8 protein-coding genes, 2 tRNA genes and 3 pseudogenes are annotated in these 12,487 nt (G+C 35.1%); 6 read left to right on the top strand and 7 right to left on the bottom strand.

What is annotated here, in order from left to right; all coding sequences use genetic code 11:
* Positions 1–175: 175 nt before the first annotated feature.
* A complete protein-coding gene (locus F6K06_RS23045) occupies positions 176–298 on the top strand; it encodes a hypothetical protein (RefSeq protein WP_275670365.1) in 123 nt (40 codons plus the stop codon).
* A 460-nt stretch (positions 299–758) separates the two neighbouring features.
* On the opposite strand, the gene F6K06_RS23050 is transcribed toward F6K06_RS23045, so the two are convergent.
* Positions 759–1,550, bottom strand: coding sequence for an aspartyl/asparaginyl beta-hydroxylase domain-containing protein (locus F6K06_RS23050; RefSeq protein ID WP_124144832.1), 792 nt, complete (start codon positions 1,548–1,550; stop codon positions 759–761).
* Between the two features lie 784 nt (positions 1,551–2,334).
* On the opposite strand from F6K06_RS23050, the gene F6K06_RS23055 reads away from it, so the two are divergent.
* The 3 genes and pseudogenes from F6K06_RS23055 (at position 2,335) to F6K06_RS23065 (ending at position 4,975) form a co-directional block, all read left to right on the top strand.
* Positions 2,335–3,537 (top strand): FAD-binding oxidoreductase, encoded by a 1,203-nt coding sequence (locus F6K06_RS23055; RefSeq protein WP_124144833.1) that lies wholly within the window; start codon positions 2,335–2,337, stop codon positions 3,535–3,537.
* A 126-nt stretch (positions 3,538–3,663) separates the two neighbouring features.
* Positions 3,664–4,743 (top strand): annotated as a pseudogene (locus F6K06_RS23060) (RNA-guided endonuclease InsQ/TnpB family protein).
* Positions 4,712–4,975, top strand: a complete 264-nt coding sequence (locus tag F6K06_RS23065) for a hypothetical protein (protein ID WP_124144834.1) — start codon at positions 4,712–4,714, stop codon at positions 4,973–4,975. Before F6K06_RS23060 ends, F6K06_RS23065 begins: the two are co-directional and overlap by 32 nt.
* 213 nt (positions 4,976–5,188) lie before the next feature.
* On the opposite strand, the gene arsJ is transcribed toward F6K06_RS23065, so the two are convergent.
* The 5 genes and pseudogenes from arsJ to F6K06_RS23090 form a co-directional block, all read right to left on the bottom strand.
* Entirely contained in the window at positions 5,189–6,445 is a 1,257-nt protein-coding gene (gene arsJ / locus F6K06_RS23070; RefSeq protein WP_124144835.1) for an organoarsenical effux MFS transporter ArsJ, read from the bottom strand.
* 878 nt (positions 6,446–7,323) lie between these two features.
* Positions 7,324–8,337, bottom strand: coding sequence for an ArsJ-associated glyceraldehyde-3-phosphate dehydrogenase (locus F6K06_RS23075; protein ID WP_124144836.1), 1,014 nt, complete (start codon positions 8,335–8,337; stop codon positions 7,324–7,326).
* Between the two features lie 246 nt (positions 8,338–8,583).
* A complete protein-coding gene (locus F6K06_RS23080) occupies positions 8,584–9,033 on the bottom strand; it encodes a dual specificity protein phosphatase family protein (protein ID WP_124144837.1) in 450 nt (149 codons plus the stop codon).
* Positions 9,034–9,035: 2 nt separating this feature from the next.
* Positions 9,036–9,224, bottom strand: a pseudogene (locus tag F6K06_RS23085) (arsenical resistance protein ArsH); the annotation flags it as partial.
* 156 nt (positions 9,225–9,380) lie between these two features.
* Positions 9,381–9,710, bottom strand: a pseudogene (locus F6K06_RS23090) (arsenic resistance protein); the annotation flags it as partial.
* Between the two features lie 332 nt (positions 9,711–10,042).
* Here F6K06_RS23090 and F6K06_RS23095 point away from each other — a divergent pair.
* Both F6K06_RS23095 and F6K06_RS23100 read left to right on the top strand, forming a co-directional pair.
* Positions 10,043–10,116, top strand: a tRNA-Val gene (locus F6K06_RS23095).
* Between the two features lie 634 nt (positions 10,117–10,750).
* Positions 10,751–10,823: transfer RNA gene (locus F6K06_RS23100), tRNA-Ala, on the top strand.
* A 593-nt stretch (positions 10,824–11,416) separates the two neighbouring features.
* Here the strand turns inward: F6K06_RS23100 and F6K06_RS23105 are convergent.
* Entirely contained in the window at positions 11,417–12,085 is a 669-nt protein-coding gene (locus F6K06_RS23105; protein WP_124144838.1) for a hypothetical protein, read from the bottom strand.
* Between the last annotated feature and the right edge of the window lie 402 nt (positions 12,086–12,487).

Below are 12,487 nucleotides of genomic sequence, written 5' to 3' on the forward strand. Positions count from 1 at the left end.
AAAAAGGGGAGTAAATATTATCAATATAAAAAAGCTAAAAATTTCAAGTTTACCTCTAGCAAAAAAAATAGCGATTGCCTTACTTAACCTCTAAATTTTAAAAAATACCATCAAGTTTAGAATCTAACTAAGGGAATTAATCAATAATGATTATAGAGGAAAAATTATAGCTATTATGGCTATTATTGATTTGGGAGACAAGAAAAATTCTTACCATCGTAACAGAATAGTTGGGCAAATTTATCCTGGTCAGTTTGACTGGTTTAGTTTAACCGATGGTAATACCATTTCTCTGTAACAATGTGCTTAATAATTGTTGCTCAGACCTAATTAAGCTGACTATTCTAATCTTGATATTAAGTGCAACTTCATGGAGAAATGGTATAAGTATGTCTCCCTCAAACAAAATGCAGCAAGGATAGTTTATTCTCAAGTTTTTTCTGGTTTTTATTTGGCTTTATCAGAATTACTGAGAGATAATTTCAATGAATTTATGACTGTATTTATAGTTTAGCCACTAGATTTTTACCAAATAGATATAAAGGATAATTGGCAACTATTTTTGTCACCATTTTTGCTCACTGGATTTCTGAACAAAACTCCATAATTATCTTTTCTTTTGCGGGTTTAATACCCCACCGTCAACGGGGGTGCTTAAAATTGTTTAGGGTTTGTAGACACGGAGTGCCCTGTGGAAGACTATCCATAAGCAATTTTTCCTTATGCCTTCTGCCTTTTGCCTTCTGCCTTCTTCAACTTTAAACTTTCTCTTTTTCACGTTCCTGTGCAAACAATTTTTCTAAACGGTCTGCCCAATGTTTCTGATTAATATTAGCATCTTGAATATAGGGAGAAATTGCAATTAGCTTCATAAATAATTCATTAAAAACTGAAAGAGGAAAACGCATTGGTCTCATTATGTCTAAGAATAAAACTACACGGACACCATCAGTTTCATTCCAAGCTTCATGGGGAAAAGAATCATCAAACATCATACTTTTTCCTTCTTCCCAATGACGGGTTTCATTACCAACTCGAATGCGACATTTTTCTTTTGGTTCAGGTACTTTTAATGCCAATAAATAACGAATAACTCCTTTGTAGGGACCTCGATGTTCGGGAATATGTTTACCAGGTAATAAAATTGAAAAGAATGCTGTTTTCATCCCCGGAATTTTTTCGATTAAACGAGTTGTTTCTGGGCATCTTTGACAATTTTTTTCTGATTTAATACCATACCCATACATAAAATATGTTTTCCACAAATCATCAGGGCTAGTATAATCAGCTTGGTCTGGAGAAATGTCTTGGAAATTTGGTAAATTATCTCTGTATTTTAGGAGTTCATCTAATTCTTTGCGAATCAATACCCAATTTGCTTCTACCTCAGTGGTCCAGTCAAATTGTTTAGAGTCAAAAAATGCTGTATCGCCAATCAAGGAATATTTAGGAATTAACTTTTCATAATATCCAAGAAGTTTAACTCCAATACCATATATTAATATTCTCCTAAATTTTGCCCTGATTGTTTCTAAAGAGAGATTCACCATAGATTTTTTTGGCTTGATTTTAAGCTGTTTGGATAATTTTTATTTAACCAGTCCAAGTTAATATAGTACACAAACTAATATTTTGGAAGTCGAGAATAATTAAAACATTTTAAAACAATTGTCTATGGCACTACGTCTTTTGGTATCCATTCTTAGAAACCTACGATTATCTACATAAATCTATGATTTTCTCTAAATAATCATAGTTCTTGTCAAGCTGTTATTTACCCCCAATTTACTGAGCGGATACAAAATCACCTAAATAACACGGGAGCATGAAAGCCATAGTCTTTTAAGCGATGGATCAAAGGTGAGGAGTCGGATTTTAATCCGAATATTTTATTTTACCTCAAAGCAACGTTGAAGCTCCCCGTGTTTGAACCGGGACATGAAAACAAGGGAGTTGTTTGGACTAGACAACTTTAGTTGTCCTTTGTTACTATGATCAATAATAAGTTTTCGCACCGCCGGTTTCCAATTTACTCTTGTCCGCAAGTTTTAGTAAGTAAAAATCCCGAATTAATTGCTATCTTAAAATTCTTATGTGAACAGTCTCACAAGCTCACTAACATGGGAATATATTATGGCAGACAATTATATTTTAAGTCTCACAAAACTCCAGGTAAGTATGACGCAGGAAAAAGTCTACAAAAATTCCAAAAATCCAAAATAAAATCAATTCTTATCCATAAATAATCAATTACTCCCCTCCTGGGAGGGGCGAGGGGTGGGTTCCCTGTTCCCTGTTCCCTGTTCCCTGTTCCCTCTTTTCTGGAGATGTCTAATGAAAAATCCCAATACAAAATATGATTTTCTAATTGTAGGTAGCGGCATCTTTGGTATTACTGCTGTTGTAGAATTAGCCAAAAGAAAATATAAAGTGGCAGTTATTAACCCAGATACCATTCCCCATCATCTAGCAGCTTCTACTGATATTACTAAAGTTGTTCGTATGGAATATGGTACTGATAAAGAATATTTCCGCATGGCAGAAATATGTATTGACCGCTGGAAAGAATGGAATGATTTTTTTGCGGAAGAATTATATCACGAAGTAGGTTTTTTAATGCTGTGTAAAGATAAAATAGAAAGCGATCGCCACAGCTTTGAAAAATTTAGTTACCAAAATCTCATCGAAAGTGGTTATTCTCCAGACAGAATGAATGCTGAAAGTATTAAAGAACGTTTTCCAGTTGTGAATACCTCGGTCTACATAGATGCTAATTTTAATCCCAAAGGAGGTTATGTAGAATCTTCACTGGTAGTAGAAAAACTAACTGAGTATGCTTGTTCTTTAGGTGTTGAAATTTACCAAGGGCAAACCGCAGAAAGTTTGATTGTAGAAAACGGGAAGCTACAAGGAGTCAAAACTAGAGAGGGAAATACTTTTCAATGTGGTCATGCGCTAGTAGCAGCAGGTGCGAATACTCCCTATCTTTTGCCAGAACTACAACCTTACATGAAAACGACTGGCCATCCTGTTTTTTGGTTAAAACCTCAAAATCCTAAATACTTTTCGTCGCCATATTTGAGCGTTTTTGCAGCCGATATTTCTAATTCTGGTTGGTATGGTTTTCCTTTTTTGCCTAGATATGGTGTTGTCAAAATAGCTAAACATTCTAGTGGTGTACCTCTTCATCCCGAAAATAGCGATCGCCGAATAAAGGATGATGAGGTAGAGAAGATGCGGTCTTTTCTGAAAATGACTTTCCCCGAATTGGTAGATGCACCTTTGGTGTATACTCGTAGATGTTTATATACTGATACCCTTGACGGACACTTCTGGATAGATAACCATCCAGAAATTAAAGGTCTTTCTGTGAGTAGTGGTGGCAGTGGGCATGGATTTAAAATGGCACCTTTATTAGGAGAAATTACAGCGGATGTTATGGAAGGGAAATCAAATCAATTTTCCCAAAGGTTTAGATGGCGACATTTAACACCTGATACCGTTCAAGTTGAAGAAGCGAGAGGTTCTGAAATTTAGGCGTTGCATAGAGTGCGGGATGAATTTGTGGTTGTGGGGAGTGTGGGAGGAGCATTGACTTAATCAAAGAATAACGATACAATACGTTAAAAAGCATACTTTTAGATAGGCTGCGCTAACTCGTACATGAAATCCATTAGAACCAAACTCAAATTAAATAATAAGCAGAAAACTCTGATGGCTCAACACGCGGGCTACTCTCGATGGTGCTATAACTGGGGTTTAAGTTTGTGGAATGCTGCATACATTGATGGTTACGAGCCTAATACTCGTAAACTCAGAGAAGTGTTTACCAATCACACAAAACCTCTTTATCCTTGGATGAAAGACTTATCATCTAAAGTTTATCAATATGCTTTTATTAACTTGGGTGAAGCATTTAAGAGGTTTTTTCAAGGGTTAGGTAAATATCCAAGATTTAAGAAGAAAGGTAAGTCTGATTCATTTCCTACGGAATGCTACGCAAACACAATAGATAATTGTGGAAAACCAATAGAACTAAACGGATGGAGTCACAAATTACCTTTTATTGGTATAGTTAAAACTTATGAACCTATTGAGGCAACAGTTAAAAAAATAACTATTAGCAGGCAAGCAGGAGATTGGTATATTAGCTTTAGCTTTGAATTTCATCCTCACACCATACCCAAAAAAACTGATGTTATCGGTGTAGATTTAGGTGTAAAAACCTTAGCTACTTTAAGCGATGGCAAGGTGTTTCCTAGTATCAAACCTTATGGAAAAGCTGAGAAAAAACTGACTAAGCTGCAACGTCAAGTTAGTAGAAAAGTCAAGTATTCAAATAATTGGTACAAAGCTGTAATCAAGTTAGCCAAGCAGCATAGACGAGTAGCTAATATCCGCAAAGATGCACTTCATAAACTGACAACTTACTTAACTAAGAACCACGGCTGTGTTGTCATTGAAGATTTGAATGTGTCTGGTATGTTAGCCAACCATAAACTAGCTAAATCAATTAGCAGATAGTGATTTTATGAGTTTAGAAGACAGCTTGAATACAAGTGTCAATGGTACGACTGTGAATTAGTAGTAGTAGACAGATTTTTTCCATCATCTAAAACTTGCTCTAGTTGTGGTCATGTACAGGATATGCCTTTGAATATCAGAACTTATGACTGCCCAGAATGCGGTCTATCAATAGACCGAGACTTAAATGCCTCAATTAATTTTAGAAGAATGCGCTGACAAATACAAAGGTTTCTGTCGCCGTTACACACCCAGGAAAAAAACAACCAAGAAAAATGATTGGGGCAAGAGAATATTGAGCAAAGTTCCCAAAAGCAAGGTATCTCCCGGACAAATACCCTTACCATTTTTGATAGAAAAGATTGTCTTGATAGAAATTCCAGAAATTGCACAGACAGCGATACATTTTATTAAAGCGAACCGTTTTCCCAATTATTCTGTGGAGTGGTAGGGGCGGTTTTTTTCAGTTATCAGTTATCAGTGGGGTTTGTAGGGGCGGGTTTCACCAAAAATATTGTTATAACTGATTGATTTCTCTAAACCCGCCCTGCTTTCAACCAGATTTTGGGTGTATGTTGATATTGATTGAACGCGGAATGGGGGCGGGTTTATTTAATTTAATGTTAATGCCGATGAATTTGGTGTGGAACCCGCCCCTACGTTCTTAATCGCCTCCACCAGCTTTCCAAGCAATAGCTTGACTCGGTTGAGGATCGGGTAACTTCAGGGAAATTAAACCTGCTGCTAATACAAACGACATTGATACCCACAGACAACCAACTAAACCAAATATCTGATAAACCAACCCAGATAAAACTGTACCTGCAAGACGACCACCAGAATTAGCCATATAATAGAAGCCAACATTTAAAGCTACTTTGTCATCATCTGTAAATGCCAATACCAGGTAGGAATGAACCGCAGAGTTAAAAGCAAACACTACACCAAACAGCATCAGTCCACTAACAATAACCCAATTAGCAGGTAAACCTGATTGTAACGCAATAGCGATCGCGCCGGGAATACCAGTTAATGTAAACGTCCAAAATTGAATAGTTTTTGATTGTGGTGGCTCACCAGAACCAAATTTTTGTATCAGTGTTGGTGCTAAAGATTGAATAATACCATAACCAATGACCCAACAAGCCATAAATCCACCAACTTCATAAAACGACCAACCCAAAGTACCTTCCAGGAAAACAGGTAATCCTACCACAAACCAGACATCTCGCGAACCAAATAAAAAGAAGCGAGCAGCAGAAAGAATATTAATTTCCTCACTTTTAGAAAAAAGTTCTTTAAAGTTCACTTTCTGCTTAATTTTGCCCATGTCTTCTGGCAACATTATGCTGGTGAACAGAATTAAAAATAATCCGCCTGCCATTATCCACAGAGCATTGACAAATCCAAATAATGTCAGTAGCGCACTACCGACAAAAAAACCAACTCCTTTCAGAGCATTCTTGGAACCAGTTAATACTGCCACCCACTTAAATAGAGATGATTCAGCATCTTCAGGCACAACTAACTTAATCGCACTTTTAGAACTCATTTTCGTTAAGTCTTTAGCTATTCCCGAAAATGCTTGTGCTACCATCACATAAGATACAGCCAACCATTGTGCCCAACTTGGGTTTACCCATGAAAGCATAATTAGGGCGAAAACCTGCAGAGCAAGACCGCTGTAAAGAGTTACTCTTAATCCAAACTGTGAACCGATCCAACCACCAAAAAAATTAGTAAAGATGCCAAAAACTTCATAAAATAAGAACAAAAAGGCTATTTCTAGGGGAGAGTAACCAATTTTGTAGAAGTAGAGTAGCACTAACATTCGTAAAGCACCATCAGTAATGGTGAAACCCCAGTAAGCAAGAGTGACTAGGGCATAATTTTTTATACTAGAACTTGTGGTAGAAGCCATGATTTTAATTAATTTAAACTATTGTAACCAATTTGCTAAAATTAAACCTTCAATTCTTAACATATCAGAATCATTAGAAACTAACACTAGATTATGATAAATTGCTGTAGTAGCAATCAAAATATCGGGAAATTGTATGGGTGTTCATTTTTTCCTTAAATTTGCATAAATGCCAGAGGTGATATTAATTATCTCTATCTTGTCTAAAAACAAAATATTGATATCACTATTACACAAATCCTCCAAAATAGCTAACTTTTTTGGGGATTAACTGCTAATAAAACTCCCTTACTTTCAAAATAGGTAATACAACTGATAAAAAGTTTTTCTTTTCTATAATTAAAATTATTCAGCCGAATATCAAGTCTAGAATCTTTTTTAAGAATAGCAGTTAAAATATTTGTATCTAATAAATATTCAATTCACATTTTCCTTATATCTCGCATTGCTGCATCAAACTCTTCTATTTATTATTCAGGAGTTAAATCACTTATTAATTCATATAATACTTGTCCCCCAATATACGTCTGATTTTAGAACTAATTATTTCCTCAGTCATTTATTGTAATTCTTCTAGAGAACAATTTCTCATAAAAGTATCGAATATAACTTCAACCATTTCATCTCTTTCTAAATTTTCAAACAAATTATCAGTAGCAAGGAAATTATCTATAATTGGAATTTATCTCTGCTTAAAAATATCTTTCATTGTAATAGAAACATCAGTCATATTTTTCTCATTTTTATTTGATTTATTTTCCCATTTATTAAGTTTAGGAAATCTTTTTTCTAGTTGTAGCAGCTTTCCAAGAAGAACAATAGTGGGAGCATCTTGCTCCCTTCCCTACTATTGCCTATTTACTGTAATATTACAATAACTATTTCAAACTCAGAGCAACTTTTCGAGCTAACTCTGCCATACGGTTAGCATAACCCCATTCATTGTCATACCAAGCCAAAATTTTCACTTGAGTTTCATCTACTACCATTGTTGAAAGAGCATCAATAATAGAAGAGCGGGGGTCATCTTTATAGTCAACGGAAACTAAAGGACGTTCTTCATAACCTAAAATTCCTTTCAGCGGTGGTTGTTCAGATGCAGCTTTCAATAAACTGTTAATTTCTGCTACCGAAGTAGGACGAACTACTTCAAACACACAATCTGTCAAAGAAGCATTCAACAAAGGAACCCGCACCGCTAAACCATTCAACTTACCCTTAAGTTCTGGGTAAATTAATGCGATCGCTGTTGCCGAACCAGTTGTAGTCGGAATCAGTGAAAGACTTGTAGCTCTGGCACGACGCAAATCTTTATGAGGTGCATCAACAATAACTTGAGTATTAGTATTATCATGGATAGTAGTAATAACTCCATGTTTAATTCCCAATCCTTCGTGAATCACCTTTACCACTGGAGCTAAACAGTTGGTAGTACAAGAAGCTGCCGTGAGTAAGTGATGTTTTTCAGGTTCATACAGATTATCGTTAACACCCATGACTACATTTAAAGCTTCTTCTTTAACTGGTGCTGCCACAATTACCTTTTTGACACCATTCTGAAAGTAAGGTTCGAGAGTGCTTGGAGTCCTAAACTTGCCAGAACATTCCAACACAATATCAACACCAAATTTGTCCCAAGGTACTTCACCTGGTTGGGAATATTCACTGAAACTGAGAGGTTTACCATCAATTATTACCTGTTCGTCTGCTGCTTCTACTTCCGGCGACCACCTGCCATGTACAGAATCAAACTTAAGTAAATGCGCTGCTGCTGCCGTACCTCCTTTGATTTCATTAATGTGAACAAACTCTAGTTCTGGCCATTCCCAAGCTGCACGCAGTGCCAACCTTCCCATGCGACCAAATCCATTTATTCCTATGCGCATTGCCATATTTTTCCTCCTTTAAATTTTCGATAGTTTTACATAGCAATGGTGAATAGCATAGTACGGGAGGAAGATGCTCCCACTGTAGTGTCTCATAATAAAAATAACTACAAAGCACTACCATTACAATGCACCAACACCAAATTTTCTTTTTTCTTAACTAGCTCAGGACTTAGGCAAATTATTAGATAATACACTATCTGTAGAAGCAAATGGCATGATAGTATCCAGCTTTTTAATCTCTTAAACAAGTTAATTTTTTGCCAAAGTCTGTAAAAAGCTACTTTGAGATTCCCGTAAATCAATTTCTGGGTTTGCAGTTGAAATAATTTCCATTGCCTCATCATAAGATGAACCAGAAATAATCAAATACCCCGCAAGAGCAGTAGCTGTTCGTCTTTTGCCATTGCTGCAATGAATTACAACACCATTGTTTTGACTATCAATAAAATCCTGTAGTTGTTTAATTTGTTCCCGACTTGGTGCAGTTCCTCCTTTGGTAGGCAACCACAAGTAAGGTAAGTTTGCTTGTTTGTAAAGCTCTAAGTTAGAGGGATCATCCATCAAAGAGACTATTGCACCGATACCTAGTTTCTGTAATTCTGGCAACTCTTCTGGCAATGGTTTGCGAACTCCTGCCAGTTTCTGTGGAATCACCCACCACAAATTTTCTGCTATCGGTTGAGTTGTTTTTTCTTCCATAGTTAATTTCTTTCCTTTTCTTTACGCTCACTATAGCGGTCTGTCAAATAATCAACCTTATCTCGCAACAATAATGTAAACTTGCATAATTCCTCCATAACATCAACAACGCGATCGCGATAAGCTGAATCTTTCATTGTCCCATCTTCATTAAATTCCTGATAAGCTTTCGCTACAGAAGACTGATAGGGATGTTATAAATAGTTTCGCTCCTTTAAATGTCAAATAATTGCCCCAAACTATGGTCTTATCAAAGTTTTTAGTAGATCAAATCTAACTTCTGACTTCTGACTTCTGACTTCTAACTTCAGTGAAATTTTCTACCCTACTCCCCCACTCCCCTTCCCCTAATCTCCAACAAATGGAGTCGCACAACAAGGAGAATCTAATAAAGTTGCCTTCTCTGGTTCGTGAGGAAACCAAAAAGCTGTGCGTTTGCAAAACTATACCAACATCAACATTACTGGTACTTCTATTAATACTCCCACTACTGTTGCTAAAGCTGCCCCAGAATTCAAACCAAATAGAGTAACTGAAGTGGCGATCGCTACTTCAAAATGATTACTAGCTCCAATTAAAGCAGCGGGAGTAGCATCTTCATAATGTAATTTCATTTTCAAAGCTGCTACATAAGTAATCAAGAAAATAAAATTAGTCTGGAGAAATAGTGGTACGGCCTTCTTGAAATCTCTCAGCAGTATTTTTACAGTTTTGTTCATATTTTTTATATCTGTATATTTCAAAAAAAATTGATATTTTAGGTAAGGCTAGTATAGCGAAAAAAGTGGAGGTAAGAACAAACTTACGCAGTCCCCTCTGAAGTCAGAAAATTTCCCCACAGCGTAGGTTACAGTGGGGTAGTTCAGTATCTATGACAATACCCCTGCTGGGGTAAAAGGTATCTTTATAAGATATACTTATTTTTTATATATAAAAAATAGTTATTATTTATATATTTCTCATAAAATTTAGACTTTTGCTCTAGAATTGGTATACTAAAGCATAGTTTGGACGTATAGCTCAGTTGGTTAGAGCACTACCTTGACATGGTAGGGGTCACAGGTTCGAGTCCTGTTACGTCCATTTTTCTGCGAACCTTGTTGAGTAGAAGTTTATCCTGAAAAGATTATAGTGTTAGCGGAGCTTTGTGTCAGCAATCGCCTAAATTGGTATGGGCTATATATAGTGTCTTTGGGTAAGTCATGTTAATAATATACCCATTGTTTCGTTAATCTATTCGATACTAAAGAAGTAAAAATGATCAAGATAACTCATGCTTAACACATACAGAGAGAATATTTTACCTCTTTAGTCACAATCTAAAGAAGTGTAAAAATTAATTCCTTTTCTTGTTAAATATAGCGAAACTATTAGAGGTGGCCATCTATAGGTACAACCAAGATATGTAAATAGACATCTGGTAAAAATCCAAAATCAAATCAATTATCACACATAAATTATCAATTCTTTCTCCCTACTGCCTACTGCCTACTGCCTCTTTTCTGGAGATGTCTAAATGCCATACAAATACCACTAGACATTATTTATTGGCCAACTGCTTATTTTTATACGACAATATAAAAGATTATTATATACAAATTAATTTAAAAGAAGTATTTTTGATAAAGTGTCTGTAAAATCTAGAAGTCATGGTATAATCAGATTACTAAATTGGAAAAAGTAGTTAGTCTAGAAAAGGCTAAAATATTAGTGATTAGGGGTTATAGCTCAGTTGGTAGAGCACCTCAATGGCATTGAGGGGGCCAGCGGTTCGAGTCCGCTTAACTCCATGTTAATATTCAATAACTACTTAGCTTAAGTAGAGCAGGCTAAAAAAAAGACGTTGCATTTTTAATCAAAAAAAACCCTAAAGAAAATGAATATAAACTTTTGAGCTAATTTACAATTTGATACATAGCGCCCAAAATTTACCATGTTCTACTTAGCTGTGAAATTCAACTTTAAATAATAGCAGTTTTGAGTTTACTTTTTTACCGTTATCAATGCTTTTAACAATTCTTATTTGTATGGACTGAAACTAGATAAATTAATCATAAACTACTCCTGATAGAGTAAGTCTGTTGAAACAAGAATATCTAAATACTCCAAATATTTCCTTTTTGTTCAAATTAAAACTTCAGTTCTTAAAACCATATCATTTTTAAGATAGACTAAAGTCTGTTTGAAGGTTTTCCTTCACCTACTAAACCTAGCTATAGTTGTCGATAGATTTTCATAATACCAAACTTAGCTATTGCTCCACAATTGTCAAATATTTCATTTGATGTATCAAAACGTAGTGTAACACAATACATTTATGGAATCTTCATTTATCCTTTTTAAAGTATTTGGTAATTATATAGGGGATTTATGATAACTATATTTAATTTTTTGCTTCTACTCTGATTGATTTACCCTTATTATCTGTACGATAAGACCAGGTCTCATTACCATCAGACAAGATAATATACCAACCTTCTACTAATCTTTGCCCACAAAGTTCATCACTATTTGCAAGTCCCAAGCAAGTATTAGGCCAAATTTCTTGACTGACTTGAGTAACTTTGATATTTTTAGGCAAAATACCCGTTTGATTACTTAAATCTTCGCGAACAGCATCAACTATATTATTAGGTATTATTTCGTCACGATCGGCAATTTTTTCCACTTTATCTAGGGTGGGTTTACTGATTTTTTTTAGATCATCAAAATTTTGATTAATGGAAGGTTCGCTAACAGCAAGTATCTGATTGATAGATTTATTTTTTAGAGAAAATGGTTGAGATATTTCTGTCTGGTTGTCGATTTTAATCTCTGTTGCAGACTTGATAAGGTTAGCAAATTTATTAGCTGTAGAATTAGTTTTGGTATTTGTTTCTAATTGTTGAGATTGAAGCTCTTTTACAGCAGCAATTGCTGTTTCAGTAAGATTGGGATATGCTTCAGCAGCTAATATTCCAGTCAAAATTAATGCTAGTAAAAAAGGATGAGGTGATTTATGATCAACTCGTTCATTTGGATTTTGTTTATGATTTTTAGAGTTTAATTTCATGGTTAATACGCATTTATTATTGCTAGATTTACTTGTGATTATTAGTTGGGAAACCAGTCACTTGAGAACTATGACTAGAACTACAGGATCAAATAAAAGTTTAAGTTTTAATTTTATTCTGCTACTTGGCTACATATAACAGTAGAATTGCAAAATTTAGTATTAGTTGAACTTAATCTGTCTATCTCTAATTAATCTATCATCACTAAAATGGACTTGATTTGTACCATTTTGTCTGATTAGTCACAGATAATACAAATTTACAGTATTTAACTAAAATCAATAGACTTACTAAAAAGTCAGTTAGTTCCATAATAATTTGTCATAAAAGCTCTAAAAACAAACAACTATTACTTGATTTCAACTTAATTGGGTGTTTTTCCGGAGAAGAGACTTTTTCCC

The sequence above is a fragment of the Okeania sp. SIO1H4 genome (assembly GCF_010672695.1).
GTDB lineage: Bacteria > Cyanobacteriota > Cyanobacteriia > Cyanobacteriales > Microcoleaceae > Okeania > Okeania hirsuta.